Source organism: Variovorax flavidus (assembly GCF_030317145.1).
Lineage (GTDB): Bacteria > Pseudomonadota > Gammaproteobacteria > Burkholderiales > Burkholderiaceae_C > Variovorax > Variovorax flavidus.
Window position 1 is genome coordinate 1 of sequence record NZ_JASZYE010000014.1, and the last position, 20491, is coordinate 20491.

Annotated in this window: 20 protein-coding genes; 10 read left to right on the forward strand and 10 right to left on the reverse strand. The window is 63.1% G+C overall.

Annotated features, from left to right (window positions below; all coding sequences use genetic code 11):
* The first annotated feature begins 183 nt into the window (after positions 1 to 183).
* Complete coding sequence (locus QTH90_RS29610) at positions 184 to 801, forward strand: cupin domain-containing protein (RefSeq protein ID WP_286668229.1); 618 nt, start codon at positions 184 to 186, stop codon at positions 799 to 801.
* 319 nt (positions 802 to 1120) lie between these two features.
* Here QTH90_RS29610 and QTH90_RS29615 read toward each other — a convergent pair whose 3' ends face one another.
* The 4 genes from QTH90_RS29615 to QTH90_RS29630 all read right to left on the reverse strand — a co-directional run bounded on the left by QTH90_RS29615 (position 1121) and on the right by QTH90_RS29630 (position 6189).
* The gene (locus QTH90_RS29615; protein ID WP_286668155.1) at positions 1121 to 2449 is read right to left on the reverse strand and encodes a vanadium-dependent haloperoxidase; all 1329 of its coding nucleotides are present in this window, start codon (positions 2447 to 2449) and stop codon (positions 1121 to 1123) included.
* Between the two features lie 286 nt (positions 2450 to 2735).
* Positions 2736 to 3746 (reverse strand): dienelactone hydrolase family protein, encoded by a 1011-nt coding sequence (locus QTH90_RS29620; RefSeq protein WP_286668156.1) that lies wholly within the window; start codon positions 3744 to 3746, stop codon positions 2736 to 2738.
* Positions 3747 to 3751: 5 nt separating this feature from the next.
* The gene (locus QTH90_RS29625) at positions 3752 to 5653 is read right to left on the reverse strand and encodes a winged helix-turn-helix domain-containing protein (protein WP_286668157.1); all 1902 of its coding nucleotides are present in this window, start codon (positions 5651 to 5653) and stop codon (positions 3752 to 3754) included.
* A 350-nt stretch (positions 5654 to 6003) separates the two neighbouring features.
* Positions 6004 to 6189 carry a hypothetical protein gene (locus QTH90_RS29630; RefSeq protein WP_286668158.1) on the reverse strand — a complete coding sequence of 62 codons (186 nt, stop codon included), beginning with the start codon at positions 6187 to 6189 and terminating at the stop codon, positions 6004 to 6006.
* Between the two features lie 205 nt (positions 6190 to 6394).
* Between QTH90_RS29630 and QTH90_RS29635 the strand changes: the two genes are divergently transcribed.
* On the forward strand, positions 6395 to 7273 hold the full coding sequence (locus tag QTH90_RS29635) for an ABC transporter substrate-binding protein (protein WP_286668159.1): 879 nt from the start codon (positions 6395 to 6397) through the stop codon (positions 7271 to 7273).
* A gap of 116 nt (positions 7274 to 7389) precedes the next feature.
* On the opposite strand, the gene QTH90_RS29640 is transcribed toward QTH90_RS29635, so the two are convergent.
* A complete protein-coding gene (locus tag QTH90_RS29640) occupies positions 7390 to 7833 on the reverse strand; it encodes a GFA family protein (RefSeq protein WP_286668160.1) in 444 nt (147 codons plus the stop codon).
* Between the two features lie 93 nt (positions 7834 to 7926).
* Positions 7927 to 8250: a hypothetical protein gene (locus QTH90_RS29645; RefSeq protein WP_286668161.1), complete on the reverse strand. Its 324-nt coding sequence runs from the start codon at positions 8248 to 8250 to the stop codon at positions 7927 to 7929.
* A 510-nt stretch (positions 8251 to 8760) separates the two neighbouring features.
* Between QTH90_RS29645 and QTH90_RS29650 the strand changes: the two genes are divergently transcribed.
* Positions 8761 to 9570, forward strand: a complete 810-nt coding sequence (locus QTH90_RS29650) for a MetQ/NlpA family ABC transporter substrate-binding protein (protein ID WP_286668162.1) — start codon at positions 8761 to 8763, stop codon at positions 9568 to 9570.
* A 25-nt stretch (positions 9571 to 9595) separates the two neighbouring features.
* Positions 9596 to 10891, forward strand: a complete 1296-nt coding sequence (locus QTH90_RS29655) for an LLM class flavin-dependent oxidoreductase (RefSeq protein ID WP_286668163.1) — start codon at positions 9596 to 9598, stop codon at positions 10889 to 10891.
* An 18-nt stretch (positions 10892 to 10909) separates the two neighbouring features.
* On the opposite strand, the gene QTH90_RS29660 is transcribed toward QTH90_RS29655, so the two are convergent.
* Positions 10910 to 11332 (reverse strand): universal stress protein, encoded by a 423-nt coding sequence (locus QTH90_RS29660; protein ID WP_286668164.1) that lies wholly within the window; start codon positions 11330 to 11332, stop codon positions 10910 to 10912.
* Positions 11333 to 11729: 397 nt separating this feature from the next.
* Here QTH90_RS29660 and QTH90_RS29665 point away from each other — a divergent pair, with 397 nt between their 5' ends.
* Positions 11730 to 13145 (forward strand): trypsin-like peptidase domain-containing protein, encoded by a 1416-nt coding sequence (locus tag QTH90_RS29665; protein ID WP_286668165.1) that lies wholly within the window; start codon positions 11730 to 11732, stop codon positions 13143 to 13145.
* 28 nt (positions 13146 to 13173) lie between these two features.
* On the opposite strand, the gene QTH90_RS29670 is transcribed toward QTH90_RS29665, so the two are convergent.
* Positions 13174 to 13758, reverse strand: coding sequence for an NAD(P)H-dependent oxidoreductase (locus QTH90_RS29670; RefSeq protein WP_286668166.1), 585 nt, complete (start codon positions 13756 to 13758; stop codon positions 13174 to 13176).
* Between the two features lie 16 nt (positions 13759 to 13774).
* Positions 13775 to 14617 carry a universal stress protein gene (locus tag QTH90_RS29675; protein ID WP_286668167.1) on the reverse strand — a complete coding sequence of 281 codons (843 nt, stop codon included), beginning with the start codon at positions 14615 to 14617 and terminating at the stop codon, positions 13775 to 13777.
* A 194-nt stretch (positions 14618 to 14811) separates the two neighbouring features.
* Here QTH90_RS29675 and QTH90_RS29680 point away from each other — a divergent pair, with 194 nt between their 5' ends.
* The 4 genes from QTH90_RS29680 (at position 14812) to QTH90_RS29695 (ending at position 18740) form a co-directional block, all read left to right on the forward strand.
* A complete protein-coding gene (locus QTH90_RS29680) occupies positions 14812 to 15471 on the forward strand; it encodes a BON domain-containing protein (protein WP_286668168.1) in 660 nt (219 codons plus the stop codon).
* A 37-nt stretch (positions 15472 to 15508) separates the two neighbouring features.
* The gene (locus QTH90_RS29685) at positions 15509 to 15883 is read left to right on the forward strand and encodes a TraR/DksA family transcriptional regulator (protein ID WP_286668169.1); all 375 of its coding nucleotides are present in this window, start codon (positions 15509 to 15511) and stop codon (positions 15881 to 15883) included.
* 83 nt (positions 15884 to 15966) lie between these two features.
* Positions 15967 to 16695 (forward strand): winged helix-turn-helix domain-containing protein, encoded by a 729-nt coding sequence (locus QTH90_RS29690; RefSeq protein ID WP_286668170.1) that lies wholly within the window; start codon positions 15967 to 15969, stop codon positions 16693 to 16695.
* Complete coding sequence (locus QTH90_RS29695) at positions 16695 to 18740, forward strand: ATP-binding protein (protein WP_286668171.1); 2046 nt, start codon at positions 16695 to 16697, stop codon at positions 18738 to 18740. Before QTH90_RS29690 ends, QTH90_RS29695 begins: the two co-directional genes overlap by 1 nt.
* On the opposite strand, the gene QTH90_RS29700 is transcribed toward QTH90_RS29695, so the two are convergent.
* Positions 18734 to 19462 (reverse strand): Crp/Fnr family transcriptional regulator, encoded by a 729-nt coding sequence (locus QTH90_RS29700; RefSeq protein ID WP_286668172.1) that lies wholly within the window; start codon positions 19460 to 19462, stop codon positions 18734 to 18736. The two genes, QTH90_RS29695 and QTH90_RS29700, sit on opposite strands and share 7 nt — an antisense overlap.
* 136 nt (positions 19463 to 19598) lie before the next feature.
* Here QTH90_RS29700 and QTH90_RS29705 point away from each other — a divergent pair, with 136 nt between their 5' ends.
* On the forward strand, positions 19599 to 20372 hold the full coding sequence (locus QTH90_RS29705) for a Rossmann-fold NAD(P)-binding domain-containing protein (protein WP_286668173.1): 774 nt from the start codon (positions 19599 to 19601) through the stop codon (positions 20370 to 20372).
* Positions 20373 to 20491: the final 119 nt, after the last annotated feature.

Here is a 20491-nt window from a genome sequence, read left to right on the forward strand (position 1 = left end):
GAACTGGCCGATAGCGGAGTTCGGCTGCGAACGGCTAGAACCAGTCGTTCCGGCCTGAGGCCAAGTGCGGCATGATTCCGTCATCCCCGACGGAGGATTGAAATGACCGATGCCGCAGCTATCAAAGTTGGCCAGTTGTCCATTCGCTACCTGGTGGACGGGTCTCAGACTGACAGCGTCGGCATGTTCGAACTCAGCGTTCCGCCGGGTTCCAACGTGCCGCCCCCGCATAGTCACACGAAGAACGACGAATGCATCTATCTTCTGGAAGGAACCCTGCGGTATTCCGTCAACGCTGAAGTGCGAGATCTCACTGCTGGAGAGAGCATGTTCAGCCCGAGGGGGAGCGTCCACCAGTTCTCGAACCCCTTCGACGCAGAAGTCCGAGCCCTCATCGTGCAGTCGCCGGATAAATGGCCTAGTTCCCGCCAAGCCAGCCGGTGCCTAGTCGCGCGGGACCGCCGCCTTCGGCCAGGAGCGGAACTTCGTCGCAGGCTCACAACGACGCATCCGTGGGCAAGGCGCGCCAACTCCCGGGGCCGCAGCCAGTGGCAGGCCAGCCTACTCAGGGCGGTACTTCGAGGCCGCCGGCAAGCTGGAAGCTCAGTTGGAGCAAGTGATTTCCGCTCCAGACGGCGTCATCACACGCGAGACTGCGGGGCAAATCTTCGCAATAGCGATTCCTCGCCAGCAGGCCTGCTCAGCTCCCTGCGGCGGGGATGGCTTCGAAGTCGTTCCAGGGAAAGATTGGTACTTCAAGCTGCATGTATCGAGACAGCCCAACAGAGCCACTGCATTTAGCTTCGAACCTCGTCGCGCGCAGGATGCCCGGGTAGAGATTTGCCTTCAAGCAAGGGACTTTGAGGAAGCCGCGACGAGGATAACTGATTGGCAAGCTGTGCAGCTAACGGTCCCTTAAGCGCCGCAATGGTTCAGCGGTTGCGCTGGCACCAAACGCCCTCAAGCGAGACGGATGCGGCATGGACCTGTGTTCCAGTTCGTAGCAGTCGGGCGCACAGGTTCACGCAGATTGCGAAGCCCCTCAACGTGGCCCCCTTTCTTGGAGGGGGCCGGGCTTAGAGCGGGAAGCAGGCGAAGAGCGAAAAGCGAAAAGCTCAATCTACGGGCTCACCGGCTTGAAGTGTTCCCGCACCAACTGCCGGACGACCTTCTCTCCCAGCACACGGCCATGCACGGTCGCGGTCCGGAAGTGCATGCCACCGTGGATGCGGCCCTGTTGCACGGCATCGTTCATTTCGTCCAACGACTCGAACGCAAGCGTGGTTCCGGTGACGGTGCTGTTGAGCGAGAACCGGATCTTCTTAGTTCCGAATTCCTGCTGAAGGACCTCCGCGGTCGCCCCCGTGTTGCAGGAGTGCCCGCCGGGATACTCCGGATGATTGGGCGTGGGCACCACGGGCGTCCATAGAGTGTCGGGCTCGGTGGCGGCGTTGCCATCGGTGTCGGCCAGCCGGATTGCGCTGGTCGGGCGCCAGGCGTCGTAGAAGTACTTCGCCTCGAAGCACCCGATGCTTGCATCCGTCTGGGCGATCATGAGCATGGCCATCAACCGGGCATTGCCAATGAGCGTGGGCTCGCTGGTGGCGAACTGGCGAAGATTGCGTGTCCAGAACGACACCGGGGATTCGGTCATGAAGCGCGCATTCTCGGTTTGCGACTCGGTGCGCTGCGTGCTGGTTGCACCGCCCATGGCCTTCGTTTCGTTCAGGTCCGCGGCGTACTCGGGGCTCCCGAGCGCCGGCGGGCCGTCTGGGCGGAACTGATCGGCCGACTTGAGCGAGAACGGGCGCAGAAAAGCTCGCATCCGGTTAACCGGATTCGTGCCTCGAAATTGCCCCGGCGCTGTGCCGGGGACATAGGGCGTCAGCGATGTCCAGCGCCCATCGTTCTCGCGTTGCGCCAGCACCTTGCGGGCCACATCGGCGCCGAACTGCGCCGATGCCAGCGCCGCCGCGTCCGCCGAGGCGATTGCCGTGTCGTAGAGGCTCTTGTACTGGTCCGATCGCGCCGGGAACAGGGTGGACAACACGGTGTAAGCGGCCCCATGGACCGCGTACTCCTGCGACATCGCGACGACTGCAGGATCGTTCGGCATGACCGCCATGAACGGTTGGTGGGTCCTGGTGATGGCGGCGAGGGCGTCATAGATTGCCACGTGCATGGTCGCCATGTCGGCGTCGTGCGTTGGCTGCCGCTCCTCGGGTGTGCCGCTCGAGGCGGCGGGTATCGTCACAGTGGCAACGCCGACCCGGTTCCAGTCATCGACGACATTCGTCCCGAACGATCTGATGGTAACAGCCTGTTTTTCCTGGCCGGCAGAACTGATGCTGCCGATGCCACTGCCATCTCCGCCGCCGCATGCCACCATACCGGCCGTCGCGAGGGTGATTGCTGCAACCAGGGAGCAATGATTGTTCCTGCTGTTCATCGAAGACTCCTCATAGCATGGGCGCGGTTGCGACGAACGCCGCCATGAGGCGACGAGCGAAGCAAATACAGTCTGGGCTTGGGTCTCGTCCAACCGTCCAACACCTTCCAGTGGTGGCGCGGTTTCCGGTCCTGACGCCTCGCCAAGCGGGCCGGGGCACCAAAGCTATCCGACCGTGCATCCATATCCACGACGTGCCGCCGAGGATTTGCTGAGGATTTGCCGAACTCGCTGACTTTTTGCCGAGGACAATCCTTCGGCGCCGTTACGGATCTTCTCTATGCCCTCACTTGCGGAAGCTTCCGTCGAGGAAGTTGATGATCTCCAACGTGACGTTGGCCTTCTGGGTGAGGTTCGTCCACGCAGAGCCCCCCTTGCCCATGCAAGTCTTGCGCATCTCCTGGAGCATGGGGATGTATTGCGCGTCGGTGAACGAGCGGCCGTCAAACGCGAAGAGCCCATCCGGTTCGACGACTACCTTGCAATCCACGAAGGTCTCGGCAAAAGGCTCCCTGACGCTTCGCACCATGGCCGGATGCCCGTCGAACCCGTTGGAGGCGCCGGCGTAGACCTTGAACTTGACCACGCCGCCGGCCATCGCATAGGCCTTGGCCAGGTCCTGGCAGCTTTGCGGACTGGCGTATTCGTCCTTTTCACCTGCGACGATGAAGATCTCGGACGTCGGCTTGGGCGTGCGCGGATGGAAGATGCACACCGGTGTGACGGCGATGGCCAAGGCGAAGCGTTCGCTTTCCTCCGGCAGAAAAGTTCGGTCGGCCGCCATCAGGGCAATGGTGCCGCCGCGGCTTGTTCCCATGATGGCGATACGGTCCGCGGCTATTCCATTGGCCAGGAGGTGTCGCCTGGCTGCGTACGCATCGCGCAGTTGCGCGGAAAAGCTCATGCGGGTGTGGTCGACCTGGGTGTTGCCGGCGCCCCGCGGGCCGTTGCTGTCGATGGCCAGCACGATGTACCCGGCCGAACTGAGCGAACGGCCGAAGTGACCTTCACGCGCGTTGGTCCATCCGCCCGGCGCGTTGACGATGACAACAGCACCGCGCGGCGTGCCCACGGGCATGAATAAGACCCCTGGCACGGGGGTGTCGCCATTGCCAGCCAGGGGGGACATGATGGTGACGACCTTGTCCCCCTTGGGCGGCATGTGGATGTCTTCGGGCGTGAAGTACGACCAGGGTGTGGTCTGCGGCCCTTGCTGTGCCTGGAGTTCAGCGCTCGCGGCGACACACAAGAGTGCAAGGATCAGGCGCGCCGCCTGCCGGGTGTAGGTTTTCGCCATGTTCTTCAGTTGCCTCCGTCGGGTAGTCCCGCCTTTCGAAGCCCGTCGAGCAGCCGTTCGCGCTGGGCAAGGAACTGCGGATTGGTGGACGGGTAGATCCGCGCCACATAGCGAAGGCTTGCGAGCGGATGCGCCGCCCGGAAAATGGCCATGTGATCGAGGGCGGATTGATCCCGACCCTTCAGCGCGTCGATTGCCGCCATCAGGAGATGAGGCCGCGCGCTGCTCGGGAACTCTGCAGCCCATTGCTTGAGAATTCGATAGGCCTCCTCGTCGCGCCCGGTGGCGAGTGCGGCATCTGCCGAGATCTGATACAAGCTCTGCTGGCGGCGGTTCTGAAACGGCCGAAGGTCCGTGACTTTCTCCAGATGCCGCTGCGCCTCCTCGGCACGCCCCTGCCGCACCAGCGCGCCGGCAATCCGCAAGCTGGTGACAGGGTTCTCCGATTCGACATCCAGGGCACGCCTCCAAACCCACATCGCCTCGTCCTCTCGCTCGTGCAGCATCAGCACTTCAGCCCACGCTGACAGCACTTGCGTGTTGTCAGGCGCCAGTTCTAAGGCGCGCTTGAGAATTTGCTCGGCTTGCTCCAGGGTCGCTTGCGGAGAGGCGCTGTAGAACGAATAGAACTCGCTCAGGTGGCTCACGCCCAGCGCCAGCATGGCCTCCACGGAGTACGGATCCGCCAGGGTGGCCGCCTCGAGGTGGCGCCGCGCGCTTTCCAGATCGGCCCTTGATCTGCCACGATCCAGGTCGTGCCAGGCCAGCGCCAGCCGGTCTACCGGAATGCTGCGCCGGGACTCGCGCGCCTTGGATACCTCGATCTCGTAGTAGCGCGACTGCAGGGCTATGAGGACTTGACGGCCGAACTGCGGGCGCGTGGCGTCCGCATCGGAATTGAATTCCCCCTCTGTCAGCCGGTAAACCGCACCCGTGCCGATCTCGGTCAGATAGGTGTCGACCGAGGTCTTGCCGTCTGCTCGGTTGATCCTGCCGGCCAGGACGTATCGCACGCCTTGCTCTTGCCCGATGCGCTCGAACTGAGGTTCTGCCGGATCTTGCCGCACGGTGGCCGCCCGGCCGATGACCCGTATGCCGGCGCGTACCAACTGGCTGCCGACCACGTCGGCCAAGTCCAGGCCAAGCGTCGAGCCGTTGGCGCCTCCCTGGCTGTCGATGAAGGCAAGAACCGCTACCGAGCGGCGCTTGCGAATTTCGTCGTCGATGCTGATGCGCCCATCGGATTCGCGCTTCCACACCGCGCCGGCGCCGATCAACACGCCCAGAAGCAGGACGACACCTAAGACGAGCGCGCGAGCCCACGAGGACCTCGCGACGCCGGCAGGCGCCGGCGCCTGCAGAGCCGGCGCCGGTGGCAGCGTGGGGGCATCCTTCGCGGCCGGCTCCCGTACCTCCACGTCGAACATGTAGCCGCGCCGCGGCAGCGTGGTGATCAGTTGCTGTCCCTTACTGCCCAGAGCTGTGCGCAGGTCCTTGACACACTGCACGAGCGAGTCGTCGGTGACAACGACTTCGCCCCAGAGGGCGCGCATCAACTCGTCCTTGGAAAGCACTCGTCCGGCGTTGGCCAGCATGTACTGCAGCAGGGTCAACGCCTTGGGCGTGAGGGCGACTTTCTCACCGAGGCTGGCGACAAGCTCCTGCCTGGCCGGGTCGAAGCGAAACTCGTCGAACGCGAGGGTCCTCTCACCGGACGGGCGTCCGGCTGAATCGCCCGCCGCAACATTCAGCGCTGGATTGCTCACACCTCGTCCCAGATGCCGTCGGGCAACGAATGGCCCGACCAGCTTTCTTATGCGCTGGATTTTCGCCGTGTTCGCGACGCGTGTGGGGTGATCGTGAGGTTGGATCCCAGCCACCATATACATCGACACATGGTCGCGCATGACGCGACGCCGATCTTTTGCCGAAGCGGCGCCGAAGCACGTCGGGCCGCATGATTTGCCCGGGCGTAACAGCACGGTGAGGGTTCGCCAGCGCGCGCCTGACTGGGTGCGTTACGTCCAGAAAAGAGCGAAGGGCCGACATGGGCTCGTTCGGCCGACGTGGCGTCAGGCTACAGTCGGCCAGAACCGGCCCTTCGCCAGCGCCGCAGAATTCGCGGCCAAGTGCGGACTTGTCGGGCCCGCAGGAAGGCGGCGGAAGGCTCCAGCTGCAAGGCATGACACCTTACGCAGACGCGCATGGTGACCCCGTGCAGAGAGACGGTAGCCGAACATTCGCCCGTTCAGGCTACTCAAGTCGCAACATCGCCTTGATCGTCCTGATAGTCATGTCCGGCTTGTGCGGGTTGGTCCCTCTCTCGTCGCGCCTTTGCCTTTTCGTCCTGATCCTCAAGCCAATCCTCAGCGGACGGTTGGCCGCGACCCTCGTCTTCGGACAGGTCCTGGATGATCTTCACCAGATCGCTGCGGCGGCTCATTCACCTAGTTTTTACAGGTGTGGGCCAGCTTGACGAGCTCAGACGCTAGGCGCCCAATCTGGACATGTGCCAATTCGGCCTTCGTCGTCGAATACTGATCGCTGGCGCCGCGTCGTTCGTTCCTGGCGGCATGCCTGGGAGCTTGTTTGCTCAGGCCCGCCGCGCCTTCAACGACAAGCCGGAGGCCTCTCGAAGGATTGCCCACGTGGGCGTTCTGCTGTTTGGTGCGGCGCCCCAAAGAGGCCAGTCGGAGATGTACGCTCCGTTGCGCCAGCGCTTTCGCGAGCTGGGATATATCGAGGGAGCGACGATTCAGATCGACGTTCGATATGGATCGGATACCAGGCAGTTAGTTGAGCACGCAGAAGATCTGGTGCGCTCCAAGGTTGATGTGATCGTCACGGTAGGGACTGAAGTTCGCGAAGCTGTGCAGCGGATTACTGTCAGCGTTCCGATCGTCGCGATCGCCGGGAGCGATCCTGTCGCGGAGGGTTGGGCCAATTCCCTTTCCAGACCTGGGCGCAACATCACAGGCCTGACGGTGGTGCCTCCACAGATGGGACAGAAGCAACTCGAGTTGCTTCAGATGACGGTTCCTGGCTTAAGGAGGGTGGCCGTGATGATGACAACGCCGATCTACGGGCCCAAGCTCCAGGACGCAGCGGAGAAACTCTCCGTCCAGATCATCATCCTACTTGTGAAGGAACAAAGTGATTTCGACAGTGCATTCAAGACTGCCGCCGCAGAGCGAGCTCAAGCCTTCTTGGCGCTGCCGACGCCACTGATCGTCGAGCATCGGGCGCAACTTGCTCGTCAGGCCATCGATGCTGGGCTCCCATCGATCAGTGTGCTTTCCCCTCTGACGGAAGCCGGCTTCCTAATGAGCTACGGCGTGAACCTCGACACGTTGATGCGGCACGCCGCCGACTATGTCGTCAAGATTCTCAATGGCGCTTCGCCGGGCGAGCTCCCCATCGAGCAGCCCCGGGAATTTGAGTTCGTGATCAATCGCGCGACTGCAAGTGCTCTGAACATCAAAGTTCCTCCAGAGCTGTTGCGGCGCGCGAATCGCGTCATCGGGTGAGCTTCCACGCGAGGAGTTCCGCCTCGACGTCGCTCCAAAACCGGCTCGTCATCCCGCATCAGATTGCCCTGCTCAATGTCCGGTTGTGGCCGTTTGCAGGTGGAGGCCCGCACCGCCTACCCTCCGGTGTCGGAGCGGTAATTCAGCCACCCGGCAATTAGGGCACCGCCGTCGCGGTCCTTGGGATGGTGCCGTCCCTCCAACACGGGCACTTCGTCAAAGTCAAACGGGCTCAAGCCAGCAATGCAGGCGACGTTCACACCGTACTGACTCGGGACAGAACGACGGGAGTGAAAGGTATAGATGCCGCAAACCGAGCAGAAGTAGTGCTTGGCCTGTCCGGTATTGAATTGGTAGAGCGTCAGCTTGTCTGCGCCCTGCACGATGTGTATGTCGTCCAGGTTGGCTGAGACGGCCACGGCGCCGCGCATGCTGCAGTACGAGCAATTGCACCGTCGCGCGCTGCGCAGCCCATCGGTCAGAACCAAGCGAAAACGCACAGTACCGCAATGGCAAGCTGCTTCGAGTTCGCGACGTCCGTCAAAGCCAGAGAGGGTCAAACTGCACTCCTTCGCTCAGAGCCGTGAATGAATGTGGGGTCTTGAGCATATTCCGTTGCGCGCACCAACGTCCGCAGTTGGCCGCATGCCGCCCTAGGGGCGGACGGTCCCTGGCTGCGACACAAGCACCTCGGCGAAGAATACGAGGCCGTTTGCGTCGGGGTCAACGATGAACTTCCGTGCCAGCGCAACGGGAAAGATGTTCGCATCACCAGCCCTCACGGCAAATCCATCGCCATCTGTCCCGGCAACCCACTCTCCTTTGAGTTCACGGCGAAGGATTTCACCTAAGTAGGCTCCGACGAGAAAGCCGGCGCCATTGAGGGCGGCCTGGTCGGCTCCGATTTCCTTCAGGGCGGTCAAGATTTCTTCGAGCACGCCCACGGAACCGAGGTCGAACGAGAGCTTCGCCCCCATGTCCGTCGCCGTCTTTTCCAAATGGGCGCATGCCGCATCAATGGTGCCTTGGAGGGTCTTGCCGGTTGCCGATTGCGCCTATTGGGGTGCTTGCCAACTTCGCACAAACGGAACGATGACTCTCCTCTATTCATGTCCGACCCTCATCCACAGTTAGTTACATCAGAATGTAACGCTGAAGTGGTCATTTCTGGTCAGCCGAGAGGTAGTTTGTGTCAATGATTCCACCCCGCACTGAGATACGCAGTAAATGCCCTCGTTAGTCGCGCGCCGCTGTCTTATCCGGTCAGCAAGCCCGTCTGAGCTCGAGGATTCCGAGTCTCATCGATCCGCCGGCGGCTGCGAAAACTCGGGCGCGCAGTTCGCGTCTCATATTGCGCATTGAGCCCTTTTGCTATTCAGACGAGCCATGTCAACGCATTACTTCAAAAATGCTTATACGGGATTGTTCTAAGGGGAGGTGTCTCACGTACCTAGACTGGCGGGCTTCCGACTTTCAGCCCTCATTCCATGCCTTCCGCAACCGCGCCACTCGCCAGACGTCAGATCCTCCGTGCCGCAGCACTCTTTAGCGCACTAGCAATCTCGACGGTTGCTGTCGCTGCGGACCGAATCAAGATTGGTTTGAATCCAGGACCTACGGTTGACGTCGTTCGCGTTGTTCAAAAGGTCGCCGCCGCGCGGGGTCTGGAGGTCGAGATCGTTGAAATCAGCGATTGGATTCGGCCGAATCTTGCACTTGACGATGGGGCAATTGATGTCAACTTCTACCAGAACACTGCGTACCTCAACACGCAGCTTAAGAAGCAGAACCTCAACATCGTGCCGGTCGCAGCCGTCTGGAGCATCCAGTCGGGCCTGTTCTCCAAGAAGATCAAGAGCTTGAATGAATTGCCAGAGCGCGCGAGCGTGTCCGTTGCCAGTGATCCACTAAACGGTGCCCGAGGCTTGCTGCTGTTGGAAAAGGCGGGCCTGATCAAGCTCAAGCCAGGCGTCGGCATTGACGCCACCACCTTCGATGTCGTTTCCAACCCGAAGAACCTGAAGATTGTGCAAGTCGAAGGCCCGCAGCTCGCGCGATCCCTTGACGACGTCTACCTTTCGGCCATCTCGCCCTACATCTACATCCCCGCCGGAATCGACCGAAAGACGGCATTGGTGGAAGAGGACTGGAAGGACCCGCTGTTCCATCAGGTAATCGTCGCGAGGAAGGACCGCGTGAACGATCCGAAGATTCAAAAGTTCATCGCGAGCTTTCAATCTCCAGAGGTGAAGCAATACATCCAGGAGAAGTATCCTGCCTTCAAGGTGCTCTGGTGACTTGTCGCAGGAACCAAGAGCCCTCATGATTCTCAGTCTCTTTTTGGACAAGGTCGGCCATCATCTAAGTGCGTGGCGTCACCCCAGCGCCGCAATCGAACAGGCCTTCACGCTCGAGTTCAACACCCGCCTGGCACAGACTGCGGAAGCTGCCAAGTTCGACCTGGTGTTTCTGGCGGATGCACTGACGTTGCTTCCGGAGAACAACGCCGCGTTCACCACGGCGTTTCAGCTTGAGCCCACCGTATTGCTTTCGGCTCTGATGGCCACAACCAGCCGAATTGGGCTGGCTGCGACAGTCTCAACCACCTACACGGACCCCTATCACGTCGCCAGGAAGTTCGCCAGTCTGGACGTCCTCAGCAAGGGTCGTGCCGCATGGAACATCGTCACGTCCATGCGGGAATCGGAGGCGCACAACTTCAACTTGGAGCAGGCTCTTTCGCACGATGTGCGGTACGAGCGGGCGCAGGAGTTTGTCGATGTGGTGCAGAAGCTTTGGGACAGCTGGACGCTTGACAGCTTCAGGTACGACAAGGAGCGCGGCATCCTGGCGGACGACAGCCAGATTCGCGCGATTGAACACAAGGGAAAGCACTTCTCGGTCGCGGGTGCGTTGAATGTTCCTCGGCGCGGACAGTCTCGCCCAGTGCTCATCCAAGCGGGGGCATCCGGTGTCGGAAAGGCTTTTGCAGCACGGAATGCCGACCTGATATTCGCCTCGGTCACGGACTTCGATGCCTCCCTTGCTTTCACGCTTGAGATGAAAGAGGCAGCCAAGGTGGCTGGACGGAATCCGGAACATCTCAAGGTGTTGCCGGGCTTCATCCCAATCGTCGGCAAATCGATTGCCGAGGCGCGCGAGAAGAAGGAGTACCTCGATGAACTGCTTCTGCCGGTCGCCGCAGTTCGGTATCTGTCTCAATGGCTCGAAACCGACCTGACCCATCTAGACCCCAACAAACCGATTCCCGACTCAGTATTTGATATCGACCGCATCAAGGGGCAGAAGGGGCGCTTCCAGAACATCTTGCGTATTGCCAAGACGGAGGGTTTGAGCCTTGGCAAGTTGGCCAACCGGGTCGCCGCAACGCGCACACACACTTCCATCGTGGGTACTGGGGAGACCATCGCGTTGGAAATGGGGCGATGGGTCGCCGGCGGCGCATGCGATGGATTCAATATCTTGCCGCCTTACTTCCCCGATGGCTTTGATGAGTTCGTATGCGACGTCGTCCCTCACCTGCAGGCTCAAGGCGCGTTCCGAAAAGAGTACAGACATGAAACGCTACGGGGTCATATCGGCCTGCCGGAGTTGTGAGGCAAGAGCACCTTCACTTCATCGCACCAGCAGGACCGGCACCGCGCACTTGGCCAGGACCTTGGTTGCGACCGAGCCAAGCACCAGATTCTTCAGAGCGCCGACGCCGTGGGATCCCATGATCAGCAGGTCGAACTTGCCCGATTCGGCGTACGAGGCAATTTCGTCGGCCGGATGGCCCACCTTGTGGACAGCCTTGGCCTCGATCCCCTGCTCCGCCAGGAGCGCGCGCACAGGTTCGAGCACGACCCGAGCGTCGTCCTCGTAGTAGCCGTGTACCAGGTCAGGTCCCGCGAAGGCGGCCGCCCGGTGCGGCACCGGGAGGACCGCGTAGAAAATCGTGAACGAATGGCCCGTCACCCACAGGTCCCTGTGTGCGCCCAGGTAGGAAATCATTCGTTTCGTGTAGTCGCTGCCGTCGACGGCCAGAAGAATCTTCATAGTGGTCTCCTTTAGGGAAGTTCGAGTGACCCGATGGTCGTCGCCGGCGCGGCACCCTGACTTGCGCTAGATCAACTCTGAGACGTGCCGCCAGCAGCTCGCGCTACGCGACTGTGCCGATCCTACTGATGCGCGCGGCGGAGACAAAGTCGAACCACGAAACGGACGCCGCGGCGTCACAACCAGGCCTGTCCTCGGCCGCGCTCTCCTTGGAATAGACAACCGGCACGCGGCGTCCGCCGCACAGCGTCTTTCTCTTGATGCAGCGCAAGGGCGACGCAGCGCACCGCGCCTAAATTGATGGCCTGACGGAAAAACCAGTGGAGAGAGCAATGAGCAACATCCCCAGGGGGTCTGAAACGTGATCACAGGCTTGGTAGCCCGGTGCTGGGTCACCTTGAGCCTGGCGAGCCTGATAGGCGCGTGCGCCGCGCCCACAGAGACCACCGGCACCGATGTCGGAAAGCCGATCGCCTTGCGCTGGCGTTCGGCGCCCTCCTTTGCCTCGCTCGTCGCAAGCCGGAGCGCCAGCGTCGTCGAGATCAGCACGTTGCGGATCGGACGCGATGAGAATGCCGGCGGCGCGGAACTCGAGTTCGCTCCAGAGAACGATTTCGCCGACAGGCTGGCCTGGCCGCTGCCCGCAAACGTGCGCATCAGCCAGGTCCGCGATCTCGCATCCGGCGTGATCCTCTCCAGCGACGGCCTGATCCTGACCAGTGCCCATGTCGTCGTCGCCATCGACGAAGCGCGGGTGCGCCTGCACGACGGGCGACGCTTGAGCGCCCGGGTGGTCGGGACCGACCGGGCGACCGATGTGGGATTGCTGAAGATCGACGCAACCGATCTTGTGCCAGCCGTCATCGGCGACTCCTCGCGCCTGGCACCCGGCGACTGGGTCGCTGCCATCGGAGCGCCCTTCGGCTTTCAGGGCAGCGTCACGGCGGGGGTGGTGAGCGCCGTCGCCCGCCTCATCGGCGGCGCCGGGGAAACGCCCTTCATCCAGACGGACGTGGCCATCAATCCCGGCAGTTCGGGGAGCCCGCTCTTCAACAGCCGCGGCGAGGTCGTGGCTATCAACTCCATGATCTACAGCGGCAGCGGTGGCTACATGGGACTGTCTTTTGCCGTGCCTATCAACCTGGCCGTTCAAGTCGCCGCGCAACTCAAGGCCCATGGCGAGGTCCGCCGGGCTCAGGTCGGGGCCGATTTCCAGGAGATGACGCCGGGGCTGGCCCAGTCTTTCGGACTGCAACAGCCGACCGGCGCCCTGGTGGTCCGGGTGGATGCCGACGGCCCGGCTGCCAAGGCAGGCCTGGTTCGCGGGGACGTCATCACGGCTTTCAACGCCGCGCAAATCCCACACTTCACCGACCTGCTGCAGTTGATCGCGAAAGGTCAGCCCGGCAGCCGGATCCCGATGGAGGTATGGCGGCACGACGCCCAGCACACGATCTGGGTGACGCTTGAAGCGCATCGACCCCCGAGCGCGGCCCCAGTTGCCGATTTGGCCACGGACTGGGCCGACGGCCTCGGATTGAGCCTGGGTGAGCTGAGTTCCGCGCAACGCCGACAACTCGGCATTGAAGGGGGACTGATGGTCCGCGAGGCCACCGGCCTGGCACGCAGCGAAGGGATCCGTGCGGGAGACCTCGTCGTCGCCGTGAACGACACGACGCTGGAGCGAGTCGCGGACTTCAGGCGCAGCCTGTCGAACATCCCGCCCGGCCGCCCGGTGGCGCTGCTGGTCATGCGCGATCGCAGGTTCGCCTACGTGCCAGTCCAGCTTCCGCGGGAGCGCGCCCGTCCGTAGTCGACGGCGGCAAAGGCCCCCTCTCCCTTCATGACGCGTCTCGGCCCAGGCGCTGCAGGCGTTTCAACCATTCGCCGCGTCGTGCGTCGCTCAGCGACTCGATGGTACCGATGAGCGTCTTGCGCACCGGCGCGACACCCAGGAAGCCCAGGATGTTGCTCCGCAGCGATTTGAGGCTGTGGGCGCCGAAGTACCAGCGGTAGATGAAGGCCGGCATGCCCATGGTGACGACCACCCGCGCGCTGCGGCCTTCCAGCGGGCGCCCGTGCACCACGGTCCCATCGACCGAGAAGCCGATGTCGGGTCGCAAGACCTGCTCCAGGAAGCCTTTGAGCAACGCCGGCATTCCGCCGAGCCACAGCGGATAGACGATGACCAGGTGGTCCGCACGCTTGATCGACAGTTGCGCCTGGCGAAGGCTCTCCGGCGCCGCATCCTCGTCCCAATCGCGCTTGGAGCGCAGCAAGGGGAAATCCATCCGGCCGAGGTCGATCGATTCCACGGTGTGCCCGCCGCTGATCGCTCCGTCTTCGTAGGCACGGCTGAGCGCATGGCAAAAGTGCCGCGCCGATGCGTCGGGGTGGCCCAGGATGATGAGGATGTGCTTGGCCATGTGCCGCCCCGCCCGTTCAATGCGCCATGAGGACCGGCACATCCATCCGCTCGAGGAGCTCCCGCGTCACACCGCCCAGCACCATCTCGCGGGCGCGTGCATGGCCGTAGCCGCCCACGATGATCAGGCCGGCGTCGCTGCCTGCGGCGTGCGACAGCAGCGCATCGGCAATTCCTCCGTCCGCCACGTGCTGCTCGGAGCGCGCCTCGATGCCGTGGCGCAGTAGCCAGGCAAGGGTCTGGGGAATCAGCAGTTCACCATCGCTCCTCGGCGCCTCCCTACGGTACAGGGACACGAGCGTCACGCTGGCAGCCTTCGAGAGCAGCGGAAGCGAATCACGCGTCGCGACGGCGGCTTCGCGACTGCCGTCCCACGCGACCAGCGCGTTCTTGCCCAACTCGCGCGACGTTTCCGCAGGAGGTACGACCAGTACCGGGCGGCCCCCGTGCAGGATGGCCTGTGCGGGCAAGTCGCCGGCGGTCATCGCGTCGGCATCGTCACGCTGAGTCTGGCCGACGATGACGAGGTCGCTGGTACGGCCATGGCGGACGACGGCGTCCACCGAAGGTTGATCGACCAGACGAACCTCGCAGGAAACCGCCCGAGGCCCCTGGATCAGCTTCTTGAAGGTGCGAGCGACACCCTCGGCGCGCACGCGCAGGTAGTCGGATGACGCGGCGATGAAATCGGCGTCCTTCCCCGCGATGGCGTCGGCGGGTATGGTCCCATCGAACAGGCCGGTTGGCACAAGTCCGATCAGATGGCTCCCATGCTGCCTTGCGAGTGTCGCGGCCAGTTCGATGCGAGCGGCGCAGTGTTCCGAATGATCGAGATGGACAAGGATCGTTCCAAGGTTCATGGCGGTTCCAGCCGAAGGAGGCATTGATAAGCCATCTTCCGGCGGCCCACGTCGCCATACCTTGATGTCGATCAAGGCCGCACGCGCTACCGTCACCCAACCCGCGCGCAGTCCCGGCGCTCCGCTTGATCCAGCGCAAACCCTGCAAACACGGTGGTGTCTAAAGTGAGAAACCGACCGACGAAAGGAACCTCATGAAATCGGACGCCATGCTCAGGAGCGACATCGTTGCCGAACTGAACTTCGACCCGGCCGTCACTGTGAACGCCACCGACATCGGCGTGATCGTGAAGGACGGCGTCGTGACGCTCAGCGGCCACCCCACGAGCCACGCGGAGAAGCACGCCATCGAACGCGCGGTCCAGCGCGTCAAGGGCGTCAAAGCGTTGGCGGTGGAAATGTCCGTCCGGATTCCAGCTGGCGGCGAGCGCACCGACGCCGACATCGCCGCGGCGGCGGAGAACGCCCTCGAATGGAACGTGCTGGTCCCGGACGACGCCGTCCATCCGATGGTGGAAGACGGCTGGGTGACGCTGAACGGCCGTGTGGAATGGGACTACCAGCGCCGGGCGGCCGAAGTTGCCGTGCGCAACCTGCTCGGCGTCAAGGGCGTTACCGACCTCGTCGAGGTGAAGGCCCGGTTCACCCCCGCCGACGTCGAGCGGAAGATCACCGAAGCGCTCCAGCGACAGGCCGACCGCGATGCGAGGCACATCCAGGTGCTCGTCAACGGAGGGCAGGTCACGCTACGGGGCACAGTCAAGTCCTGGGCCGAACGTCGGGCCGCGCAAGGCGCCGCATGGTCGGCGCCGGGCGTAGCGAACGTGGTGAACAACCTCCTCGTCGAGGCCTGATCATGCGGGTCGTACTTGTCACCGGCGAGGCAAGCTCATGAAACACCTGAATCCCCCAGACCTCGAAGCCCTGGCCAGGCAACTCGACGTGCTCAAGCGCCAGGTGCTGGACGAACTCCAAGGCATCGATGCGCAGGTCCCGGGCGGCAAACGCCCCAGCGATCGCGAAGTCCACAGCCATACAGACGACGCCGAAGTCGTACGCATCGACGATGTGCATTTCGCCGAGATCGAAGTCGACCGCGCAAGGCTGCATGGCATCGAGCAGGCGCAACAACGCATGGCCTGCGGGCGCTACGGACTTTGCATCGACTGCGGCGAGGAAATTCCGCGAGACCGAATGCTGGCGCAGCCGACGGCCATCCGTTGCGCCGCTTGCCAGAACTCGGCCGAGGGCCCTCGTCGCCGCTGACGGCCTGCGTGACTCTGCTGCTTGACCTTCGTCTCGACCGCGCGTCGTTGCGAGCCGGGGTGCACAGGCGCTAATATGGTCAGGTGCCCCCCTCCACGCACCTGGCCGTCCTCGACGACGAGGCGGACATCACGCAATTGCTCGCCACCTATCTGGCGGGCCATGGCTTTCGCGTGAGCCAGGTCCATTCCGGTGGTGCGCTCATGGAACTGATGTCGCGCGACGCGCCCGAGCTCGTGTTGCTCGACCTGGGCCTGCCCGGCGAAGACGGCTTTGCGATCGCCCGCCAGTTGCGCGAGCACTGGCGGTGCGGTTTGGTCATCGTCACCGGACGGAGCGACGCGGTCGACAAGGTGGTCGGGCTTGAGGTCGGTGCCGACGACTACGTCACAAAGCCTTTCGACTTGCGGGAACTGGTCGCGCGCGTCAAGGCAGTGCTGCGTCGCCTGGCACCGGCGGGGGCAGCTCCGGTCAAAGCGACGACCGAGCCCGCCTCGCTGCTGCGCTTCGCCGACTGGCAGCTCGACATTGCGGCACGGCGATTGCTGAATCCGAAGGGACACGAGGTCACTTTGACCACGGGTGAGTTCGATCTGCTGAACACCTTGGTCACCCATCCCGGACGGGTGTTGTCACGAGACTTCTTGCTCGAGCACGCACGCGGCCGCGACGCAGGTCCCTTCGACCGCACGATCGACGTCCAGATCGGGCGACTGCGCCGGAAGATCGAGGCGGATCCGGACATGCCCCAGATCATTAAGTCGGTTCGCGGCGCGGGCTATATCCTGATTCCAAAAGTCGAGGCGGCGTGATGCCCGACCGGAGCGCTGTTTCCGGGTTCGACGATGGCGCGGTTTTTCGCTCGCTCTTCCTTGCCTATCCCGACGCCCTTCTCGTGGTCGACCTGCAAGGCGTGATCGGCCTGGCCAATCCCGCTGCGCTGGAACTGCTCGGCTACCCCAAGCACGAACTGATCGGCCTCTCGGTGGATGAACTGGTGCCGGACGTCATCCGGCCGCGCCATGCTGCCTACCGCCATGCGTATGCAGCCCACCCGAGGACGCGGCCCATGGGCACCCAGATGGACCTGGTGGCCAAGCGGCGCGACGGCAGCGAGGTGATGGTGGAGATCGCGCTGAGCCCGCTGCAGGACCATGGCTTGCCCTACGTCGTGGCCGCAATCCGGAACGTGGGTGCCTATCCGCGCGTGAAGCAGGCTCTTCAGCGCGCCCGCTACGCCGAGTACCTTGCACAGTTCGGCCGCCACGCGGTGGACGCGCGTGACTCGAAGAAACTGCTCGATCTCGTTCCGAAGATCGCGGCCGAAGCCCTGCAAGTCGAGTTGGCGAAGATCCTGTTGCTTGAGCCGAGTGGCACGGACTTCCGCATCGTCGCTGGCGTGGGTCTCTTGCCCGAGGAAGCGATCGGTAGCGGGCTCCCCAACGAGCCGGGGTCGCCTTCCGGCCACGTGGTAGCCCACGGCACGCCGGTGCTCATAGCCGACTATGCGCAGGAGCAGCGTTTTCGCATTCCACCTCACTACATCAAGGCGGGCATGGTGTGCGAACTCTCGGTGCCGCTGTTGGACCGGGGCCGCACCATCGGTACGCTCGCGGTCCGCTCGCGGACATCCCAGCGGTTCGGGGATGAAGAAGTCCGCTTCCTGGAGTCGCTATCGAGCATGCTCGCGACCGTGCTGCAACGCGATAGCAGCGAAGACGCGCTCAATCATGCCCAGCGACTCGAGAGCGTCGGACAGTTGACCGGCGGCGTTGCGCACGACTTCAACAATCTGCTCACCGTGATTTCAGGCAACCTGCAGGTGCTCGAGGACATGCCAGCCTATGCGAACGACGCGCTGGTGCAGCAAGTCGTCAGCGCTGCGACACGCGCCACCCGGCGCGGCGCGGAACTCACCGGCAAGTTGCTCGCGTTCTCCCGGCGCCAAGTGCTCCAGCCGAGCATCGTCGACGTGGCCGCATTGCTGCATTCCCTGACAAACATGCTGCGCCGCACGTTGGACCAGCGCATCGCCATCACGCTCGATGCGCAAGAGGTGCTGTGCATGGCGGACCCGGTGCAGTTGGAATCCGCCCTGCTGAATGTGGCCATCAACGCACGAGACGCCATGCCACAGGGCGGGACGCTGTCATTCGCCTGCAGGTCGGTGACCGCCCTGTCGGCCGATCTGGACGCCCAACGAGACGATGCACGCGCGGAAGCATTCGTGTCGATCGCCATCTCGGACACAGGGGGCGGGATGCCGGACGCCATCAGGGCGCGCGCTTTCGAGCCCTTCTTCACGACGAAGGAGACCGGCCGCGGCACGGGCCTCGGTCTCTCCACCGTCTACGGCTTCGCGAAGCAGTCGCACGGCGCCGTCAGCCTGGCGAGCACGCCCGGCGAGGGAACGACCGTCACGATCTTTCTGCCGAAGGTCGAAAGAGACACCGCCGTCGATGACGGACTTGCATCCGCAGCCGGCGAGGTGCCTGCGGGGCTGCGAGTCCTGCTGGTGGAGGACGACCCCGAGATCCGAAGCGTGGTCGGAAGCTTCCTGGCCTCGATGGCGTGCGAAGTCACCGAGTGCGCCAACGGTGAGGAGGCGATGCACACGCTGGCATCGAATCAGGACATCGACCTGTTGCTGACGGACATCCTGCTCGGTGTCGGCGCGCGCGGCACCGAGTTGGCGAATGCAGCGCATGTGCTGCGGCCAAAGCTTCCGGTCCTCCTGATGTCAGGCTATTCCGGAGAACTGTTGCATGAGTCCGAGGGTCGTGAACTGCTTCGCAAGCCCTTCACGCGCGCGGATCTCGAGCACGCCATGGCGCGGGTGACCAACGCCGCTCAGTGAAACGCGGCAGCCACCGGCGCTACCGTCTGTTGGATGAAGGCCGTGAGCGCATCCACCTGCGGAATGTGAATATCACGCCGCCCTTTTTCCGTGAAGCGGATCACGTCGCCTCGCGCCAGCCGCGACAGCGCCCGGCTTACCGTCTCCAGCGTCATACCCAAGTAGTTGCCGATCTCTGCACGCGTCATACGCAGCGTGATCTGGTCGGTTCGCTGGCCGCGCTGCGCCAGGGCGTCGGCCCAGTAGCGAAGGAAGCCCGCGACGCGCGCATCAGCAGGCAGCGTGCAAAGAGACAACATCGAGTCGTGATCGCGCGTCAGTTCGCGGCTCATGGCCTCGTGCAGGACGGTCAGCAGCGCCGGCGTGCGCACGGCTGCCTGGATCAGCATGTCGTACCGGATAGCCCAGACCTCACCCGTGTCCATGGCAACCGCATCACAGGCGTAGTGCGAGGTCGCAATGCCATCGAGGCCAAGCCAGTCGCCCTTGAAGTAGAGGCCAACGACCTGCTCGCGCCCTTCGCCAGACAAGTTGACCATCTTGAAGTAGCCAGAGTTCACGATGAAGAGTGATCCGAAGCCCTGGCCCACTTGATACACCGAGTCGCCGGCGCGCACCATTCGCCTCTGGATGGGAACGCTGTCTTGCAGCAGCTGGAGCATGTCAGCAATGCGTCCAACGGCCGATCCCGCGCACTTCGAAAAGCTGGTCACTTCAGTCATCACTGGCTCCTTGCGAATCGATGGACAAAGCATAGGAACCGAGTGCAACTGAAGCGCCAATGCGACGGGGGTCCGGGGTAACAACAGGTGAATGCTTTGTGTCTGGGCTGCAACGACGAGATCCGGCGACCAATTTTTGACGCCCATCAAACCCGGCGCCGGCGAAAGCCATACCGTTGCGTTTGTGAAAGCCGCCAACTCTCCGTCTCAACTCTGGTCGCCCGTCGAACTGTGCGCGGCAAACACAGCCGCCATTTTTTCAACGGCCCGCCGCCTGCGTGCGGACTCGCATGCAGGAGGAACGCACAAGGCGCTACGCGGCAGGAATCTGGCTCTGCTGCTCAGCGCTCCATCTGGACACGAAATATCGCCTCTCCAGCGCGCCGCCGAGGATCTTGGCGCTCGTGTCGCAGAGGTGCGCTTTGAAGCGGATGCCACGACGCAACCTGACATCGGGGCTCTGGCCCGACTTCTGGGGCGCATGTACGACGCCATCGACTGCGACACCCTTCCGCGGTCCACGGTCCAGAGGATCGAAATGGAGGCCTGTGTTCCGGTCTACGCAGGGCTCGGCCGGGACGACCACCCAGTCAGGGCGCTCGCCGATCTGCTGACGCTGTGCGAACACGGATCGAAGGACATGTCGCGGGCGAACCTCGTTTTCATGGGCGATGTGCACACTTCGCGCAGCAGCACGTTTCTGTTGGCTGCACGGGAACTGGGGTTTTCGCTGCAGCTCACCGAGTTTGCGCAGCCGGCGTCGGACGAGTCGGCTTACGTGGTCGACGCGACGAACCCGCCCGGATGGTCGTTGTATGCGCAGGGCCGCCTCATCGACGAAGCGCACCGTTCGCAAAACCACCGCTGCGTCATGCAGACCGTGATGCTTGACACGATCCCTCTGGCCTGAGTTCGCATCCGATCGCGAGAGCGCGAAGCAGGGAAGACCATGCGTGACACACCCCAGGTCGACCATCATCTGTCACGAACACTGGGCGCTGTCTGCGCTGCACCACCCTGCTTCTCAGT